The sequence below is a fragment of the Thiohalomonas denitrificans genome (assembly GCF_900102855.1).
GTDB lineage: Bacteria > Pseudomonadota > Gammaproteobacteria > Thiohalomonadales > Thiohalomonadaceae > Thiohalomonas > Thiohalomonas denitrificans.
The window spans coordinates 189,331-208,082 of sequence record NZ_FMWD01000007.1; the positions used below are offsets into that span (position 1 = coordinate 189,331).

The window sequence follows — 18,752 nt, forward strand, 5'->3', positions numbered from 1 at the left end:
ATGCATGACAAGACCGAGAATACGATTCTCGTCATTGATGATCACCCCCTGTTCCGCAAGGGAGTGGAAGACCTGATCGCGATGGACGAGAACCTGGAGTGTATCGGCCAGGCCTCGTCCGGTGAGGAGGGCATTCGAAAGGCGAAGGAACTCGCGCCGGACATCATTCTTCTCGACCTGAACATGAAAGGTATGGACGGTATTGAAACCCTCAAGGCATTGAAAGCCGAGGATTCCATAGAAGGACGCGTGATCATGCTCACCGTCTCCGACCACGAGGAAGATGTTGTCACTGCCTTGCGCTCAGGTGCCGACGGTTATCTTCTCAAGGACATGGAGCCGGAACATATTCTGGAGAATATCCAGACCGCCGCACAGGGGCGACTTGTCATCAGTGATCGATTGACGGAACTGCTTGCCAAGGCGCTGCGTGAAGACAACCGGCCACGCAATCCGTCGGAAGCCGGACTGACCGACCGGGAACGGGAGATTCTGGGCCTGATCGCCCGGGGAATGAGCAATAAACTCATCGCGCGTGAACTCGACATTACTGTCGGTACGGTCAAGGTGCATATCAAACACTTGCTGAAAAAACTCAACCTGCGCTCGCGTGTTGAAGCGGCGGTACTGGCGGTCAGCAAGGGCGTACCGCACTAGCAACCAATTCACCACTGAGAACACAGAGGGCTATTCGGTTGTCTATTTCGGAGTGCAGGCCGTGCATTTTAGGGCAGAAGCGGTATGGAAGCTTTTGGGCTGAATGTACGGCCTGACTGTTCCATTGGAGGTTAACCCAATAAAAAAGCCGGGCCGCTACAGCGACCCGGCTTTTTTACTGCTGGTGTACCATTTACCTATTCGTCGTCGGTCATCGCCGGATAGACACCATTTTCATCGTGCACTTCGCGTCCTGTGAGCGGCGGAACAAAGACGCACATCAGGCGCATATCTTCAGTACCCCCGCGCAGCAGATGCTCGTCATGCTCGTTCAGGGCATACATGGTGCCATCCTTGATGGGATAGATCTTGCCCGTCTTCAGATCTTCGATCTCACCATTACCAGCGACGCAGTACACTGACTCGAGATGATTTTGATACCAGATATGCGTTTCGGTACCGGCGCGGATGATGGTTTCGTTGAACGAGAATCCCATTCCATCCTTGCGCAGCAGAAAACGGCGGCTTACCCAATTGCCGTTTTCAGCCTCGACCTCCCGATCCGTGCCCCGGATATCGTCAAGGGTCCTTACGATCATTGGTGAGTATCCCCTGTACGCAGATCTTCTTTCTTCTGGAGCAGGTCACCGATGGCCTTGTCGATAACAGCCAACCCTTCGCGCAGTGTTTCCTCCTCGATGGTCAACGCCGGCAGGAACTTGACCACCTGGTCTTCACTACCGGCCAACTCGATGATCAAGTCGTTTTCGAAGCACTCCTTGGCGATCTCACCAGCGAAGCCGGAGCGCGGGATCTCCAGTCCCCATACCATGCCCAGACCGCGTACATCGGATATCAGCTGCGGGTACTTCTCGGCAATGGCTTTGAGCTCCTGCTCCATGATCTGTCCCTTGTATCTCACCGCTTCGGTCAGATCGTCGTTCTCCCAGTAAGAGAGCGCCTGGGTGGCTGCGACGAAGGCCAGATTGTTGCCGCGGAAGGTGCCGGTATGCTCGCCCGGCTTCCACTGATCCAACTCGGGACGCATCAGCAGCATTGCCAGCGGCATGCCACCGCCAATGGATTTGGACACGGTTACCATGTCCGGTTTGATACCGGCACGCTCGAAACTGAAGAAGTTTCCGGTACGGCCGTTGCCCACCTGGATATCGTCGACGATAAGCAGGATATCGAATTCGCGACACAGTTCGGCCAGCTGCTGTAGCCACTCCACCGAGGCGACGTTGATGCCGCCCTCGCCCTGCACCGTCTCCAGGATCACCGCGGCCGGCAAATCGATACCCGAGGAATTATCCGAAAGGAATTTGCGCAGGTAATCGACAGTATTCACGTCCGGACCGAAGTAGCCGTCGAACGGCATATGGTCGGCATTGAGCCGCATCCCATAGAACTCATCCCGGTAAAAGGTGTTACCGGTCACCGCCAACGAGCCCAGCGTCAGGCCGTGATATCCGTTGGTAAACGCGATGATGTTGGAGCGGCGCTTGACCATGCGCGCCAGTTTCAGGGCCGTTTCCACGGCATTGGTGCCGGTCGGCCCGGTGAACTGGACCTTATACTCCAGGTTCCGCGGCGCAAGAATGTTGTCGTAGAAGGTCTGCAGGAACTCTTTTTTGGCGACTGTCGCCTTGTCCAGACCGTGAACGATACCGTCATTTTGCAGGTGCTCGATCATGGCCTGGGAGATGATCGGGTTGTTGTGGCCGTAGTTCAGCGTACCGGCACCGGAAAAAAAGTCGATGAATTTGGTTCCGTCCTCGTTCCAAAGGAATGAGCCTTTGGCAGTTTTGAAAATAGTGGGGAACGAACGAACGTAGCCGCGCACTTCCGATTCAAGTTGCTCGAAAATTCTCATGGCGGTTTCCCTGGTTATGGTTTTAAAAAGGTCCGACGCGGAACAGCACTTCGGATTCATGGCCTTCGCCACCGAATTGCTCCTCCGCCAGGAAGGTTTCTTCGTGCCAGCCGAGCTGCCGCTTTTCAGCATAGCGCTCAAAAAACCGGCGGGACGAGGTATTGGAGGGTGACACGGTAGTCTCGATATAGCGCACGCCGTGACACGCCGGGCGCGCCAAGACCTCCTCCAGCATACGACCTGCCATCCCATGCCCTCTCAGGGCACTATCAACTGCCACCTGCCAGACGAACAGGGTTTCGGGCGACTTGGGAAGACGGTAAGCGGAAAGGAAAGCCAGGATAGTACTGTCCTGATCCCCAACCACACAGGTCTCGGAAAAGTGGCTGCAAAGAAGGAAATAGTTGTAAGTAGAGTTCAAGTCGAGAGGCGGGCAATTACTGATCAGGTCGTGGACGGCCTTTCCGTCGTCCAGAACCGGTTCTCTCAACTGCAACCCCTCCGCTACTTTTGATTCCATGTTTTCAGGTTCCCGGAGTTGCGGATTTCACTTTGTTTTCAAAACAATCAAGCACTACAGTCCGGCCGGTGCCCGAGATTTGAGTATTATACGTTCTTGGGCTTGTGAGTTTCAACCGGGGCTCCGCCAGGCTTGTGGGAAGTCGTACACCAAGACCTTTTTTCGAGCACACCATTTGTAAGCAACTGAAATCGCTTAGAGGAAGAGAGGCGTTCTGTTCTCAGCATCAGCTTTGTCCACGTTCTCGACACCTTTTTTCGAACACTCCGCTCGCCTATGAATTCGTCGGATGCCCAGTTTCAGCACCCTTTTTGGTCGAGGAAAACGATATTTGCTTTGAACAGAAATATTTTGAACTCAATACACTTACCTCTTATAATCGCGCCCATGGCCATGGAAAGACACGAGGAAGTCCTGGTTGCCCTGCGGCGAATCATCCGCGCCATCGATCTGCAATCACGACAGCTGATGCAACGCTCCGGGCTCACCGGTCCCCAGCTACTGACGCTCCAGGCGATCCTGCGCCATGGCCCGCTGGGCGTAGGCGAACTGGCACGCCTGGTGAATGTCAGTCAGGGGACCGTCACCACCATTCTCGACCGCCTCGAGCGCAAGAATCTGGTAACGCGAAGCCGCAGTACCACTGATAAACGCCGGGTAGTCGTCAGCCTGTCCACCGCTGGTGAGCAGGCGCTCGCCAGCGCCCCTACCCTCCTTCAGGAGCATTTCATTCGCGCCTTCAGCGAACTCTCCGACTGGGAACAGAACCTCATTCTCTCATCGCTGCAACGTGTCGCGGGCATGATGGACGCCTACAAGCTGGATGCCGCTCCCGTTCTCGAAACTGACGAACTCAACGGCCCATTTTCCATCTAACCTTTCGATGGGGACGGATATCCCCTGAAAGTGAAGCGTCAGCCATGGGCAAATAGTCGTCACGACAAGTAATTAATAGCAGATCCAGGCTAATTTACCTGTTAATACCCCACGGAACCCTGGCACTTTTGAATTGCCCCAGTTTAGGGACTATAAGAAGGGGCATGGATGGAAAACCAACATGATGCATGGTGCGATGAAACTGAGCAGAAAGAACCCCGCAAACCGCAACATCACACGGATGGAACATGAGAAGGTTCGCGGCTATTGGGTTCGGGTAGTCAAGGATGGCAAGCTGCACCAAAAGCTGTTTTCCGATGGACAATACGGCGGTAAACGCAAAGCAATCACCGCCGCCCGCGCCTACCGGGACGAACTCCGCCGCCGACTGTTCGGGGAACATGCCGACGCCGGCCGGAGAATATGCACTTCGTTCAAGAGCAATTCGTCCGGTGTGGTGGGTGTCCATTACGTGGAAAAACAGCGAGGCAATTCGGTCAGCCAAGCCTACGTTGCCTCCTGGTGCCCTACCAAGGGCGGCCCGCAACGCCACAAATACTTCTCGGTCAAGAAACTGGGCAAGCGCGAAGCCTTCCGCCAAGCGGTGGATTTTCGGCAAGCCCGCGTAGAGGAGATCCTGAAAGAGAGTACGCCGCGACGGCCCCAGTAATGGGGCCGTTAGGCCTTTGGCGACCAATCCCCCACCACGATCGTTTGGCCGGATCCCGGCAAACAACTCTGGGAGGAGAACAAGGATATGCTGCCAAGCTGGACATGGTTCCGAGGGATTCGCGGGCCAGGATATGACAATCTCCGAACTGCACGGATTTTGAATATCCGTAGACCGGCAGGGATTTCATGAGCCGCATCGCTGCTTTCCTCAAGAGCCTCACTCTCTCCGAGCTGTTTAGTGGCCTTTCGGTGACCGGCCGGCGATTCGTGGACCGGAAGGTAACGATCCAATACCCCGAAGAGCGAACCCCGCAGTCACGCCGCTTTCGCGGCCTGCATGCGCTTCGTCGCTACCCCAATGGCGAGGAACGATGTATTGCGTGCAAACTGTGTGAAGTAATCTGTCCATCCCTGGCCATTACCATCGAATCAGCCGAGCGGGAGGATGGTACCCGCCGCACAACCCTCTATGACATCGACCTGTTCAAATGTATTTATTGCGGGATGTGTGAAGAGGCATGCCCGGTCGATGCGGTCGTTTTGACACGGATCTATGAATTCCATTTCGAAAAAAGGGGCGACGAAATCATCGGCAAAGAGGCACTACTGGAGATGGGCCGGCGCCACGAAGAACAGATTGCTACCGATCGTGCGGAGGATGCGCCCTACCGGTAACTCGAAAATCCCAAGCGTAGCAGCATCCTGGCCCGTCAATACAGGCGCTTAAAATAGCTGTTCCGAAATCGTGTCCAACACGCTCCTTTGGTGACATACCGAGATACATGTAGGAGCGGCGGAAACCGCGATTCGGCGTTATCGCGACTTCCGTCGCTCCTACATGCATAGGAACACGTATTTAGCCAAGGTGGCGGCGCATGTGCCTCTGACTTCCTTCCATCTGATCCCACCTTGCAGGGCGCACCAAAAAAAAAGCCCTGCGGGGGAACAGGGCTACACAGTTTGCGCCATTGCGCAGGGGAGGAAACACGGCAACAACCAACTTGGGGAGTCCTGGACTGCTCAACGCACAGTTCCAGGCAACTCAACCGAAGTATAGACCGTGATTGTCAAAACGATACCTAACCGGGGACATTCTTTTCCGGCACTGAACCCCCGCACATCGGTCGATAGGAATCCCGGCACTGATCCAGCGCTGTTCGGCCGAGGAATAGTCGGGCAACCACTGATGAGTCAAGCTTCGGTGAGTTCCGGCTGCTCCAGCTCTTTCCAGACGCAGGAGCCGCCCGCTTTTTCCACTGCTGCGAGAGCCGCTTGGTGTGCAGTGCGTTCGTCATCCGTCGCCCGTACCACCTTCAGGGTGGGGCGCTCGGCGGTAACCCTGCGAATTCCAACTTCGGCCGAGGAGTCCGTGCCGGCCGTTCCACTACCCAGCGACAACGCCGTCTGCCCGCCGGTCATTCCGAGGTAAACGTCGGCCAGTATCTCCGCATCGAGCAGTGCCCCGTGCAGATCACGGCGCGTGTTGTCGATACCGTAACGTTTGCAGAGGGCATCGAGATTGTTCTTCTGACCGGGATGGAGCCGTCGAGCCAGAAGCAGCGTGTCCAGTACGCTGCAGAGCTTCCCTACACCGCCCGACGTACGGCCAAGCAACGTCAATTCGTTGTTGATAAAACCGACGTCAAACGGCGCATTGTGAATGACCAGTTCCGCACTCTGGATATAGGCCAAAAAATCTTCGACGATATCCTTGAAACGGGGCTTGTCGGCAAGAAACTCGTTGGTAATGCCATGCACTTCCATGGCCCCACTGTCGATCAGCCGGTCGGGTTGCAGATAGATATGGTAGTTATTACCCGTCAACCGGCGATTGAGTAACTCGACGCAGCCAATCTCGATGATGCGGTGGCCGTCGCGGTACTCCAGACCGGTGGTTTCTGTATCAAGAACGATCTGTCGCATGGTCTCTGCCGGGGTTTAGTGATTGGTTAACCGCAAGGAGCGCGAGGCGTTACTGGAGCCTGCCTGGCTGTTCCTTGTGCCTTATTGCGGTGAATCGAAAATCCATCAATTATTTGCCGAGTACCAGCTCGTCGATGCCGCGATTCGCCAGTTGATCCGCCCTTTCGTTCTCGGGATGGCCCGTATGTCCCCTGACCCACTCCCATTCCACTTCGTGCGCAATCAGGGCTTCGTCCAGCTGTTTCCAAAGATCCACATTTTTGACGGGTTTCTTGCCGGCAGTGAGCCACCCGCGGATCTTCCAGTTGGGCATCCATTCGGTGATCCCTTTCATGACGTATTGGGAATCAGTGGTCAGCCTGACCCGACACGCCCGCTTCAACGAACGAAGTCCGGCGATAGCTGCTGTAAGCTCCATACGATTATTGGTCGTTTCGGCTTCACCACCGAAGAGCTCTTTTTCCTTTCCGCGGTAACGCATAACCACTCCCCAGCCTCCCGGGCCGGGATTTCCACGGCACGCGCCATCGGTAAATATCTCTACGATATCGTTATTGTCGCAATCGGCTTTCATCAAAATCGGCTTTTCCAGTTGCCATCCAAAACGGCACGATCACGCAGATACATGCCCTTACAGCCGTGAAGCAAGTTACCGGGAATTATTCACACTCGGCTTGGCCAATCCATTGGCGACCAATGCGCGCCGCGGTCGCCAGCGCGGCCGGATCGGTGTCAACGTCGTGACACGTTTTTTCGCCACCAGGGCATAGCCGCCGGCCAGCATCAGACTACCGCGTCCACCGGCACGCTCGACGAACTGAAGGCGCTCCATCAGACCCTGATGCGAAAAAGGAGGTCGAAAGAAATAGCCGCGAACCGCTACCGTATCAAAGCCGAGTAGTGCCAACCAATCCTTCACCCGGGTCGGCGTATAGCATTGGCAGCACCAGGGCACACGGCCGCGCCATCCGGTGACCAGACGGCGGATTCCCCACAGGCTCAGTGGATTGAAACCGAGAATGACGACATGTCCCTCCGGGATTAGCGTTCTCTCAACCTCCCGCAACACCTGATGGGGTTCTGCACTCAATTCGAGCGCATGCGGCAGAAGCACCAGATCCAGGCTGTCGGATAGCATCGGCAGTTGGTGGTGTTCGGCGATACAGCGCTCAACACCGCCGGGGGTTTCCACCTTTGTATCCGGGTCGAGATCCAGTTCCATGCGATGCGTTATGCGGCTGGATCGGGTCAGGTCCTGCGAATTAGGCCTCCCCACCTGTAGCAGGTGATAGCCAAACAGATTGGACAGCACCGCATCAAGTACCGCTTGCTCCTGCTTGAGCAACAGCTTCCCAAGCGATGTTTCGTACCAATCCCTGAGTTCCTGCCAGGCAGTATGGTCTGGAGTACATTGGTTTTTGATAAGCCGATTTCTCATGCTGCACATTTAGAGCAATTTACTGCCAAACCCCGGAGTTGACCGGCTACGGTTCCACTGCCAACATCCAGCATATGGGTATCCGGATACAAGGCGTTCCCGCCTTTGATGACAATTATATCTGGTTCATCGGTGCAGCCGGCAGCCGCCGTGTCGCCGTAGTGGATCCGGGCGACTCCGATCCGGTGATCAAGGTCCTGGAGCGCGATGGCCTTGAGCTATCCGCCATTCTCGTCACCCACCTGCACGGCGATCATACCGGCGGGATTCGAGACCTTCTCCATCGCTATCCGGTCCCGGTATATGGCCCATGGGATGAGCGTATCACGATGGTCGACCAACGGGTAAGCGAGGGCGACATCATCCGTCTGGGTGAAGAGGTCGCCTTGCGGGTTCTGGATACGCCCGGCCACACCCGAGTCCATGCCTGTTACTACGGCGACGGTTTGCTGTTCAGCGGTGATACGCTGTTTGCAGGCGGTTGCGGAAGGCTTTTCGAGGGCACTCCGCAACAGATGCATGCCTCCCTGGAAAAGATCGCCGTCCTGCCCGACGAGACCCTCGTCTACTGTGCCCACGAATATACCCTGGCCAATCTCGCTTTCGCCCGGACAGCGGAACCGGATAATACGGATATTCGGGACCGGGAGGTGGAAGCTCGACACCTGCGCGATAAAGGCCAACCGACGGTCCCGTCAACCCTGGGGCTGGAGCGCATGACCAATCCCTTCCTTCGCTACGACGATCCGGAGCTGAAAGCATCGGCGGAGCGTTTTGCCGGCCGTCCCCTCACTTCGGGCGCCGAAGTCTTTGCCGTGGTCCGGCACTGGAAAGATACTCTCGATTGAGAGGTGATCGGCTTCACAGTCACACCTCTGCCTATCCCGCAGTATACGTCCCCTAACCACCCATAAAAGTACAACGAACCTGGGGTTGCGTCCGCAAGGGGGCCTCTTTACTATTTCGCCATGCCAAAGCCTATCAAACAATCTTTCCTGCGTGTCCTGTCTCTCTCCTGGCTTCCCCTTACCCTTTCGGGTTGCCTTCTCCAGCAGGCGCTTACGGAAACAGCGGAACCGGAAACTCGTGAACCGGTAACAACTTCAACGTCCGGGTCCGGGCAGCCCACGCCCGTAGCGCCCGAACCGGTACACGTAAGCCTGGAATCGACGACACAAGCCGCTGAATCACTTCCAGAGCCGGCTGGACCTCCGGAAAATCTCTGGGATCGCCTGCGCAGCGGTTATCGGCTCCCCGCAATCGAACACGCCCATATCGATGCGGACATCAACTGGTATGCCAGCCACCAGAGCTACCTGGATCGGGTAGCCGAACGGGCCGAGCCCTACCTTCACATGGTGGTCGAGTCCATCGAGGAGAGGGACATGCCCACGGAAATCGCCTTACTGCCGGTGGTGGAGAGTGCATTCCAGCCATTCGCCTACTCCCATGGCCGGGCAGCAGGACTGTGGCAGTTTGTCCCGGCTACCGGGCATCGCTTCGGCCTGCAACAGAATTGGTGGTATGACGGGCGCCGTGATGTGGCAGAGGCCACCCGCGCCGCACTGGACTACCTGGAATTCCTCCACCAGAAGTTCGATGGCGACTGGCTATTGGCCCTGGCGGCTTACAATTCCGGTGAAGGCACGGTGGGGAAAGCCATTCGCCGCAACAGGCAGCAAGGCAAACCGATCGATTTCTTTTCTCTGAACCTGCCCGATGAGACCCGGGGCTACGTACCGCGGCTTTTGGCGATCAGTCGTGTTGTAGCGGATCCGGAACGGCACGGCGTAACGCTGAAGCCCATTTCCAATACCCCCTATCTCGCCCGAGTGGATGTCGGTTCCCAAATCGACCTGGACCTGGTGGCAGAGCTGGCTGAGCTTCCCATCGAAGACGTCTATCGCTACAACCCTGGATTCAACCGCTGGGCAACTGCCCCCGACGGCCCTCACAAATTGCTGCTACCTTTGGAAAAATCTGAAAGTTTCCTGGCAAAGCTGAAGGATTACCCCGCCAACGAGCGACTCACCTGGACTCGCCACCGGATACGCTCTGGCGAAAATCTCGGCAAAATCGCCCAGCACTACAAAACCACCGTGAACCTGATACAACAGGTCAATGACCTCAACAGCCACACCATTCGCGCAGGCCAGTCCCTGGTTATTCCCGTTGCCCGGAAGGACCTCGATCGCTACAACCTGAGTGCCGACCAGCGCCTGGCAAAACTTCAGGACAAGGATCGGGAAGGGAAGAAGATCAAGCACCACGTTCAAAATGGCGATACGCTGTGGGACATCGCGCGCAGTTACGGAGTGAGCGTGCGTACCCTTGCCAAATGGAACGGTATGGCACCGCGAGATCTATTGCGTCCCGGCCAAACCCTGACGCTCTGGACCCGGAACCAGCAACAGCAGGCGTCCAACGCCAACCCGGTCAATTTCGCCCATCCCTTTGAAAAGAGCACCCGTCAGCGTATTGGTTATACCGTGCGCAGCGGCGATTCACTCTCTCGTATTTCCCAACGTTTTCGCGTGAGCGTGGATAACCTGAAACGCTGGAATAACCTGCAGGGAAAGAAATACCTCCAGCCGGGACAGAGCCTCACGCTGTATGTGGACGTTACCAAGCAGGCGGACAGTATCTAGCTAGTGGCTGGTGGCTGGTGGCTGGTGGCTGGTGGCTGGTGGCCGAGAGTCTGTCGCTGGTGGGCATCATGGGCAACCGCAGCCTTTGCCTATCGTGGCAGGAGGAAGGCGAGCAGGAGTACGCTGATGGTCAGGATGATGAAATAGATGATGAATTTCTTCTGCACGTCGAGGCGGCCCCGCTTCTGAAAGTGCGATGGCGCTCCGCAATGCATGCAATTGGGGTGATTATCGGGGATATCCCGCCCGCAATAGAGACAGCGGACCAGGTCAACATCTTTTTTACCTTCTTCCATCACTCCACCCAAATGAATCGCGTTCCCATAAATTCCATAACAAGACCGACCGAAGCCGAGCTCTAACCGATGTCGCGCAACAGCGCCGCATCCAGCAATGTGCGGGTATACTCGTGACGGGGATGATCAAAGACCTTTTCCGTCTCGCCCTCCTCCACCACACGCCCCTCGCGCATCACCATAACACGATGGGCTACGGCCCTGATCACGCGCAGGTCGTGGGAGATGAACAGATAACTCATCCGATGACGGCGCTGCAAGTCACGCAAGAGCTCCAGTACCTGCTTCTGTACCGAAACGTCCAGAGCACTGGTGGGCTCGTCGAGCACCAGCATCTCCGGCTCCAGAACCACCGCCCGGGCGACGGCAATCCGCTGCCGCTGTCCGCCGGAAAACTCGTGGGGGTACCGATCCAGCATCGACTCCTCGAGCCCAACCTCTCCCAGTACCTTGATGGCACGCCGGCGCCGCTCGTCCCTGGAAAGATCGGGAAAGTGCAACCGCAGACCCTCGTCGAGGATCCGTGCAACGGTCATGCGCGGCGACAGTGATGAATACGGGTCCTGGAACACCACCTGGAAATTCCGACGCAACGGACGCAGCTGGCGACCGTTGAGCGAGTCCAGGCGCTGACCCCTGAAGCGGATTTCGCCTTCACAACTCTGCAGGCGTAACAGGCACATACCCAACGTTGACTTGCCGGACCCTGACTCACCCACAATGCCGAGAGTTTCACCCGGTCGGATGGCGAGGGAGACATCATCGACTGCACGCACCTCGCCTACCTGCCTGCGAAAAAATCCGGATTTGATGGGAAAATAGCAACGCACGCTGTCACCCGACATCACCGGCGACCTGGCCGCAAGCGCGTCACGGTCTTCACCCTTCAGCAGCGGCTCCGGCTCACTGCCCAACAGGTGTCGGGTATAGGGGTGTTTCGGCTTATCGAATAACTCGGCTACGCCGCCCTGCTCCACCAGTTCGCCGTTTTGCATAACACAGACACGCTGCGCGAAATGGCGCACCATGTTCAAGTCATGGGTAATCAGCAGGATCGCCATGCCGAACTCCCGCTGGAGACGATTCAGCAACTCGAGGATCTGCTTCTGAATCGTCACATCCAGGGCGGTGGTCGGTTCATCGGCGATGAGCAGCTTGGGCCGGCAGGCCAGGGCCATGGCTATCATGACACGCTGGCGCTGCCCCCCCGAGAGCATGTGGGGAAAGGCATCGAAGCGTTTCTCGGGCTCCGCAATACCGACCATATCGAGGAGTTCGAGCATGCGGCTTTTGGCCCTCACGGGATCCAGGCCCTCATGGAGCATGACCGGCTCCATGAGCTGGTCGCCGATGGTATAGACCGGATTGAGGGAGGTCATCGGCTCCTGAAAGATCATTGCCACATCCCTGCCGCGGACCCTGCGAATCCCTTTTTGAGGGGCCTTCAGCAGGTCATTCCCTTCAAAGAGAATCCGGCCGGTCGGGTAATCGGTCTGGCTCGTATCATGCAAGCGCAGCACGGACAGCGCAGTTACGGACTTTCCCGATCCGGACTCGCCTACCAGCGCGACCTTCTCCCCTTCGCCAACCGAGAAGCTGACCCCGTGCACCACCTCACTGCGTTCCCCGGGAACACCAAAGGCCACCGACAGATTTTCGATTTCCAACAATTGGCTCATAACGAATTAACCGCAAAGGCGCAAAGAGCGCAAAGGTGAAACCTGCTCCTTTCCCGAGCCGGGACACGCTGTGGATCGATTCCTGTACGCTCAATGGCCACATCCCTGCGGCCAACGGTCCCGCAGCAGGCGACCACGCCGGCTCGAAGCCACAGGACAGGTTCGAACCCGGCAGTTCGCTTTTGGTAACCCAATTTCAATCTACCTTTGCGCTCTTTGCGCCTTTGCGGTTCTTGCAGTTAACCACGCCGCGGATCCAGGGCCTCGCGAATCGCCTCGCCGATGAAGATCAGCAGCATCAGTGTGCCTACCAGCACCATGAAGGTACTGAGCGACAACCACCACGCCTCGATATTGTCCTTACCCTGGGACAGCAACTCGCCGAGGCTGGGCGTCGTAGGAGGCACGCCGAGGCCCAGAAAGTCGAGGCTGGTCAGTGCCAGGATGGCACCGCTGATCCGAAACGGGAGGAAAGTGATCACCGGTGTCATGGCATTGGGCATCAGGTGCCGGACCATAATCGAACGGTTGGGAACGCCCAGCGCCTGGGCGGCCCTCACGTAATCCATGTTGCGCCCCTTGAGGAATTCGGCCCTCACATAATCGGCCAGTCCCATCCACCCGAACAGTGAAAGCAGCACGATCAGAAGCAGCAGGCTGGGCTCGAAGATCGAGGCGAAGATAATCAACAGGTAGAGTTCGGGCATGGAGCCCCAGACCTCGACGAAGCGCTGCGCAAACAGGTCAACCTTGCCGCCGAAATACCCCTGCAGTGCACCCGCCACCATACCGATCAGGGTGCCGATGGCAGTCAGTGCCAGGGCGAAGATCACCGATAGCCTGAACCCGTAGAAAAGCCTCGCCAGCACATCACGCCCGCGATCATCCGTTCCGAACAGGTTCTGTGCAGATGGAGGCGCGGGATTGGGCTGGTCGGCCCAGTAATTGATGGTGTCGTAGCTGTAGGGATTCGGTGGATAGATCGCCCAGTTCTCCCCACGAGTGATCTTTTCCTTGATGTAGGGGTCCAGGTAGTCCGCTTCGGTGGGAAAATCACCACCAAAGGTGGTCTCCGGGTAGGTTTGGAAGACCGGGAAGTAGTAGGCATCCTGATAGTGCACGACCAGTGGCGTGTCATTGGACAGAAACTCGGCGAACATACTTAGCCCGAACAGAATAACGAATAGCCAGAGACTGTAGTATCCGCGCCGGTTGGTCCGAAAGCGCCGCCAGGCCCGAGCGTAAGGCCCCCGCATCACCGGGCTGGGTCCATTACTGCGCACGGCAGCACCGCCTTCATACCGACTGCTGCCATTTGGCGGGCGTGTCTGAGTGGAGGGGCGTGCAGTCATCGCATGGACTCGAACTGGATGCGCGGGTCGATCACCACATAGGCGATATCGGTCAGCAGTTTGGCGATCAACCCCATCAGTGTGAACAGGAAGAGCGTGCCGAGCACCACCGGGTAGTCACGCTTCAGGACCGATTCATAGGAGAGCAGCCCCAGACCATCCAGGGAAAAGATGGTCTCGATGAGCAGACTGCCGGTAAAGAATGCACCAATAAACGCCGCCGGAAAGTTGGTCACCAAAGGTATGGTGGCGTTCCGAAAGACATGTTTGTACAGCACGGTGCGTTCGGCAAGTCCCTTGGAACGGGCGGTCAACACGTATTGCTTGCGGATCTCTTCCAGGAAGCTGTTCTTGGTCAACATCGTCATGATGGCGAAGCTGCCCACCACCAGCGAGGTAATCGGTAGCACCATGTGCCACAGATAATCGAGGATCTGCTGCCACCAGGGCAGTTCACTCCAGTTGTCGGATACCAGACCGCGCAGAGGAAACAGGTCGAGGAAGCTCCCGCCTCCGAGCAGTACCAAAAGGGCGATACCCAACACGAAGCCGGGAATGGCATAACCGATGAGGATAATGGTGCTGGTGATTACGTCGAACGAGGTCCCATCGCGCACCGCCTTGGCGATACCCAGCGGGATGCAGATCGAATAAGTGAGAAGGAAGGTCCACAGACCCAGACTGATGGAGACCGGCAGCTTGGAAATGATCAGGTCGATAACCGATTGCGGGTGAAAGAAGCTTTTGCCGAAATCGAATGTCAGGTAGTTACCCATCATCACGACAAACCGCTCCCAGGGCGGTTTATCGAATCCGTAGAGTTCCTCAAGTTCGGCGACACGCTGCTGATCGAGCCCCTGGGCACCCCGGTAGAGCCCCTGCGTCCCGGCGGCCGCTTCACCTCCCCCCGCTTGTCCCTGAAGTTGGTGAACCAGCTGCTCCACGGGCCCCCCTGGCACGAACTGAATCACCATAAAGGTAATGAGCATCACCCCGAACAGGGTCGGCAGCATCAAAAGTATGCGTTTGAGGATATAGGCCGCCATCAGGAACCCGTTTCCTTCTGTTGTTCGGGCAGCCACCAGGTCTCAAGGGCCCAATCGGTTGCATTGTAGTAGAGCGGCAGCGTGTCCGGATGTGCCAGCCACTTTCTGAAAGCCACCCGGTGCTCCGCTATATACCAGTTGGGGACCAGGTATTCCCCATTCAGCAGGACCCGATCGAGCGCATGCACCGCCGTGACCAGCGCGTCACGGTCAGGGGCAAACACCACCTTTTCGACCAAGGCATCCACCACCGGGTCCTGAATCCCCATGAGGTTACGGGAGCCTTCCTGGTCGGCCGACTGGGAGTGAAAAGTCCCAATCAGCTCGTTGCCCGGCGATTGCGACTGGCCAAAGGAAGCCACCATCATATCGAAATCGAAGCTCTTGGCGCGACGCTCATACAGTGCGGCGTCAACGGTGCGGTATCTCATTTCGATGCCGAGTTTTGCCAGGTTTCGGGCAAACGGCGCGGCAATACGCAGGAAACCTTTCTGGAACAGCATGAACTCGATGCGGAACGGTCGGCCGTCGGCATTGCGCAGGGCCCCGTCGCGGTAATGCCAGCCGGCCTCGTTGAGCAGGCGCTGTGCCTCGATCAGATTCTGCCGCAGTCCATGTGGTTCCACGCTCGGTGGTTCCCACTCTCCGGCAAAAACCTCCGGAGAAAGCTGGTCGCGATACGGCTCCAGCAGTGCCAGTTCATCCCCGCTCGGCACTCCCGTCGCCGCGAGTTCGGAGTTGCTGAAGTAACTGTCGCAACGTTCATACTGGTCGTAGAACAGGTTGCGATTGGCCCATTCAAAGTCGAAAGCGAGCGTAATGGCCCGACGAACGCGTTTGTCCTGAAAAATCGAACGGCGCAGGTTGAACGCAAAACCCTGCATTCCGGCATTATTCTGGTGTTCGAAAGTGGTCTTTTGAATGGGACCGTTTTCAAACTTGGACCCGACGTAGTCCCGAGCCCACTGTTTGGAGTTGTTCACCAGGTTGAAATCGAACTCGCCCGCCTTGAAGGCCTCCAGCTGCACCGTGCTATCTCGATAGTACCGGAACGTGACCCGCTCGAAATTGAACATGCCGCGCCGCACGCTGAGATTATCCGCCCAGTAATCGGGATTTCGCCGGTAAGTGATACTTTTTCCCAGATCATAGCTCTCCACTCGATAGGGACCGCTGGCCACGGGCTCGTCCAGCACCACCTCATCGAAGGAACGGTCGCCCACCCAGCGTTCCGAAAAGATAGGGATCTGGCCGGCAATCATATGGAGTTCGGGATTGACTCGAACAAATTCGAAACGCAGGATGCGCTCACCGAGCACGACCGCACGCTCGATGTCAGACCAGTAAATCCGGTATTGCGGGTGGGCCTGGGAACTCTTCAGGGTATCGAATGAGAACTTCACATCCTCAGCCGTGACGGGCGAACCGTCCGAAAACCGCGCTTCGGGATTGAGACGATAGGTAACAGAAAGCCCATCCTCAGCCAGCTCTGCATCTTCCGCCAAGAGCCCGTACTGGCTAAACGGCTCATCCAGACTGGAGACCATCAACGTTTCGAATACCAGCGGATCGAGCCCTGCCGCTCCGGTGCCCCGCAGCAAAAAGGGATTGAGGCTACTGAAATTGCCAAGCGCCGAGAGCGTGAGGTGCCCTCCCCGGGGTGCATCCGGATTGACGTAATCAAAGTGCTTGAATCCTTCCTGGTACTTGGGCTCATAGCCGAGCGCCAGGGCACCCGCCGCGTGGGCAACGGGGACTCCGGAAAGTGCCAGTGAAAGACCGATCAACAATAAAAAAATACGAAACATCAGCCGCTTATATTCCCAGTGTAGATGTGCCCGCCTAACTTCCAAGCGCTCGTTTTTTGTCGGTATCGGTTGTATCATTGTCGGCTTCGCGGGGAAGGCCCGGCACTGCCGGTCCGGCTAACACGATAGTCAGTATAGAGAAACAGAACAACAGGAGTTTTGCCAATGGGCTTCTTGCGGGGTAAACGTGCCCTGATCGCCAGTGAGGCCAGCAACCAGCCCATCACCTGGAGCTTCGCCAACTCCGTGCACCGGGAAGGTGCTCAACGTACACACTTCACTAGCGATCACCAAATCAGCCCCTGTAGCTTCCAAGCATTAGGCAAGGTCGGCCTCCATATGTTCCGTGGAGCCAACCTGCCGGCATCTTGCGATGCTCCATGGCCCGATTCGCCCCGAAAACCGCCGGTCTGTGACCTCGATAAGTGTCTTGAGAATGCCGTTTTGATATAAAGATGGATTGGGACAGGACGCCCCAGGGCGGCCTCACTTGCCTCTCCCGAAGCAGGAATGATGAGCCTAAGGGATTGGATTCTAAAACAACGCAAAAAACTGACTGAATTGCCTATGTCCGCACTTACGCCACTTCGTGAAATGCCCACCGAGAATATCTTCCGATCCGGCGATGTCTTCGTCCTGTTCGGGGAACTGTTTGGTCGTGGCTATGCCAATGGTCTCATCGATGAGGCTCGCAAGGCCGGAATGACCATCCTCGGCATCACCGTCGGACGCCGGGATGATGATCACAAACTGCGCCCGCTCACCGATGAGGAACTGAAGGAGGCCGAAGCCAACTTGGGCGGACGTATTATCAACGTCCCGCTGATGGCCGGGTTTGATCTGGACGCACCCGAGGGAACACCGACCCCGACCGACCTGCTGGCGGAACTGAAGCTCTCCAACTGGCAGGAGGCGAAGCTGGACTGGGCGCATATCGAGCGCTGCCGCGAGGTCGGAACAGAACGCTTCAGGTCGTCACTGGCAACCGTGATGGAGGAACTGAACGGATTGATCCCCGACGGCGCCAATGTGTTTTTTGCGCACACCATGGCAGGGGGTATTCCCAAGACCAAGGTCTTCCTGGCCATCGCCAACCGGATCTACAAGGGGCGTGGTGATCGTTTTCTCTCCTCGCGGGCCCTCCTCGACAGCGATCTCGGCAAACTGATCCTGATGAATTTCGATGAGGTGACCGCCAATACCTTCGAATATCTGATCGAGGGCAGCACCCGCATTCGCAAGCGTCTGGCGGAGACCGGCGGCGAAGCACGTTATACCGCCTATGGCTACCACGGCACCGAAATCCTGATTGACGGCGAGTACCACTGGCAAACCTATACCAGTTACACCCAGGGCTACGCCAAAATGCGCCTCGAGAGCCACGCTGAGGCGGCGTGGCAGCAGGGCGTCAAGGCGACCGTATTCAACTGTCCGGAGATCCGCACCAATTCGAGCGACATCTTTGTTGGCGTAGAGCTGTCGCTGTTCCCGCTACTCAAGGCGCTCAAGCGCGAGAATGGCGGCGTCTGGGCAAAGGAGCAGTGGTCCATATGCCAGGAGCTGCTCCAGGAGGGAGTACAGCTCGAGGAGATCCTGGACAAGATCGAAGCCTATAACAGCGATCCGACCATCGCCGAATTCCGCAATTTCGAAGCCTGGCCGATGGACAATACGGCAGAACTGGCGGAGGTGATGGTCGGCACATCCGAAGAGATCACCAAGCTGCACAAGGATCGGAAGGCGCTTATCACGGACCACCTCAGTTCGCTGGTTCTCGAAGGGACCGGCCCGCTGATTTTCCACGAGGCATCGCGCCCGCACGGTCCGGTGCTATGGCTTAACCACGACATCATCGCCCGCCAGCTCAACAGCATGCACTGAGAATCAGGAGCCGTTTTTCACAAATAACCACAGAGAACACAGAGAAACCACTCAATTTCGAATTTTAACTCTCTGTGTTC

General features: G+C 57.0%; 18 protein-coding genes. 8 read left to right on the forward strand and 10 right to left on the reverse strand.

Features of this window, described 5'->3' with window-relative positions; genetic code table 11:
* Complete coding sequence (narL, locus tag BLP65_RS12300; RefSeq protein WP_092997599.1) at window positions 1-657, forward strand: two-component system response regulator NarL; 657 nt, start codon at window positions 1-3, stop codon at window positions 655-657.
* A gap of 197 nt (window positions 658-854) precedes the next feature.
* On the opposite strand, the gene BLP65_RS12305 is transcribed toward narL, so the two are convergent.
* Genes BLP65_RS12305 through ectA form a run of 3 tightly spaced genes read right to left on the reverse strand, consistent with a single transcriptional unit; the run spans window position 855 to window position 3,053 of the window.
* Window positions 855-1,256 (reverse strand): ectoine synthase, encoded by a 402-nt coding sequence (locus BLP65_RS12305; RefSeq protein WP_092997602.1) that lies wholly within the window; start codon window positions 1,254-1,256, stop codon window positions 855-857.
* A complete protein-coding gene (gene ectB / locus BLP65_RS12310) occupies window positions 1,253-2,533 on the reverse strand; it encodes a diaminobutyrate--2-oxoglutarate transaminase (protein ID WP_092997605.1) in 1,281 nt (426 codons plus the stop codon). Before ectB ends, BLP65_RS12305 begins: the two co-directional genes overlap by 4 nt.
* A 22-nt stretch (window positions 2,534-2,555) precedes the next feature.
* On the reverse strand, window positions 2,556-3,053 hold the full coding sequence (gene ectA, locus BLP65_RS12315) for a diaminobutyrate acetyltransferase (RefSeq protein WP_092997608.1): 498 nt from the start codon (window positions 3,051-3,053) through the stop codon (window positions 2,556-2,558).
* 393 nt (window positions 3,054-3,446) lie between these two features.
* Between ectA and BLP65_RS12320 the strand changes: the two genes are divergently transcribed.
* The 3 genes from BLP65_RS12320 (at window position 3,447) to nuoI (ending at window position 5,276) form a co-directional block, all read left to right on the forward strand.
* A complete protein-coding gene (locus BLP65_RS12320) occupies window positions 3,447-3,929 on the forward strand; it encodes a MarR family winged helix-turn-helix transcriptional regulator (RefSeq protein WP_092997811.1) in 483 nt (160 codons plus the stop codon).
* Between the two features lie 196 nt (window positions 3,930-4,125).
* The gene (locus tag BLP65_RS12325; RefSeq protein WP_175452558.1) at window positions 4,126-4,599 is read left to right on the forward strand and encodes an AP2 domain-containing protein; all 474 of its coding nucleotides are present in this window, start codon (window positions 4,126-4,128) and stop codon (window positions 4,597-4,599) included.
* Between the two features lie 188 nt (window positions 4,600-4,787).
* Window positions 4,788-5,276 carry an NADH-quinone oxidoreductase subunit NuoI gene (gene nuoI, locus BLP65_RS12330; RefSeq protein ID WP_092997614.1) on the forward strand — a complete coding sequence of 163 codons (489 nt, stop codon included), beginning with the start codon at window positions 4,788-4,790 and terminating at the stop codon, window positions 5,274-5,276.
* A gap of 516 nt (window positions 5,277-5,792) precedes the next feature.
* On the opposite strand, the gene dnaQ is transcribed toward nuoI, so the two are convergent.
* The 3 genes from dnaQ to BLP65_RS12345 all read right to left on the reverse strand — a co-directional run bounded on the left by dnaQ (window position 5,793) and on the right by BLP65_RS12345 (window position 7,962).
* Window positions 5,793-6,524, reverse strand: a complete 732-nt coding sequence (gene dnaQ, locus BLP65_RS12335) for a DNA polymerase III subunit epsilon (protein WP_092997618.1) — start codon at window positions 6,522-6,524, stop codon at window positions 5,793-5,795.
* Between the two features lie 109 nt (window positions 6,525-6,633).
* Window positions 6,634-7,098 carry a ribonuclease HI gene (gene rnhA, locus BLP65_RS12340; protein WP_092997621.1) on the reverse strand — a complete coding sequence of 155 codons (465 nt, stop codon included), beginning with the start codon at window positions 7,096-7,098 and terminating at the stop codon, window positions 6,634-6,636.
* Between the two features lie 75 nt (window positions 7,099-7,173).
* The gene (locus BLP65_RS12345; protein ID WP_092997624.1) at window positions 7,174-7,962 is read right to left on the reverse strand and encodes a methyltransferase domain-containing protein; all 789 of its coding nucleotides are present in this window, start codon (window positions 7,960-7,962) and stop codon (window positions 7,174-7,176) included.
* Between the two features lie 38 nt (window positions 7,963-8,000).
* On the opposite strand from BLP65_RS12345, the gene gloB reads away from it, so the two are divergent.
* The 3 genes from gloB to BLP65_RS12360 all read left to right on the forward strand — a co-directional run bounded on the left by gloB (window position 8,001) and on the right by BLP65_RS12360 (window position 10,972).
* Window positions 8,001-8,810, forward strand: a complete 810-nt coding sequence (gene gloB, locus BLP65_RS12350; protein ID WP_245688320.1) for a hydroxyacylglutathione hydrolase — start codon at window positions 8,001-8,003, stop codon at window positions 8,808-8,810.
* Between the two features lie 120 nt (window positions 8,811-8,930).
* On the forward strand, window positions 8,931-10,610 hold the full coding sequence (locus BLP65_RS12355) for a lytic transglycosylase (RefSeq protein ID WP_092997627.1): 1,680 nt from the start codon (window positions 8,931-8,933) through the stop codon (window positions 10,608-10,610).
* Window positions 10,611-10,627: 17 nt separating this feature from the next.
* Window positions 10,628-10,972, forward strand: coding sequence for a hypothetical protein (locus BLP65_RS12360; RefSeq protein ID WP_092997631.1), 345 nt, complete (start codon window positions 10,628-10,630; stop codon window positions 10,970-10,972).
* Here BLP65_RS12360 and BLP65_RS12365 read toward each other — a convergent pair.
* The 4 genes from BLP65_RS12365 to BLP65_RS12380 all read right to left on the reverse strand — a co-directional run bounded on the left by BLP65_RS12365 (window position 10,969) and on the right by BLP65_RS12380 (window position 16,791).
* Complete coding sequence (locus BLP65_RS12365; protein WP_092997634.1) at window positions 10,969-12,585, reverse strand: ABC transporter ATP-binding protein; 1,617 nt, start codon at window positions 12,583-12,585, stop codon at window positions 10,969-10,971. The two genes, BLP65_RS12360 and BLP65_RS12365, sit on opposite strands and share 4 nt — an antisense overlap.
* A gap of 239 nt (window positions 12,586-12,824) precedes the next feature.
* The gene (locus BLP65_RS12370; RefSeq protein ID WP_092997637.1) at window positions 12,825-13,841 is read right to left on the reverse strand and encodes an ABC transporter permease; all 1,017 of its coding nucleotides are present in this window, start codon (window positions 13,839-13,841) and stop codon (window positions 12,825-12,827) included.
* Window positions 13,842-13,933: 92 nt separating this feature from the next.
* Window positions 13,934-14,983, reverse strand: a complete 1,050-nt coding sequence (locus BLP65_RS12375; protein ID WP_092997640.1) for a microcin C ABC transporter permease YejB — start codon at window positions 14,981-14,983, stop codon at window positions 13,934-13,936.
* Window positions 14,983-16,791, reverse strand: a complete 1,809-nt coding sequence (locus BLP65_RS12380; RefSeq protein ID WP_092997643.1) for an extracellular solute-binding protein — start codon at window positions 16,789-16,791, stop codon at window positions 14,983-14,985. Before BLP65_RS12380 ends, BLP65_RS12375 begins: the two co-directional genes overlap by 1 nt.
* 567 nt (window positions 16,792-17,358) lie before the next feature.
* Between BLP65_RS12380 and BLP65_RS12390 the strand changes: the two genes are divergently transcribed.
* The gene (locus BLP65_RS12390) at window positions 17,359-18,672 is read left to right on the forward strand and encodes an enoyl ACP reductase FabMG family protein (protein ID WP_092997649.1); all 1,314 of its coding nucleotides are present in this window, start codon (window positions 17,359-17,361) and stop codon (window positions 18,670-18,672) included.
* Window positions 18,673-18,752 lie beyond the last annotated feature (80 nt).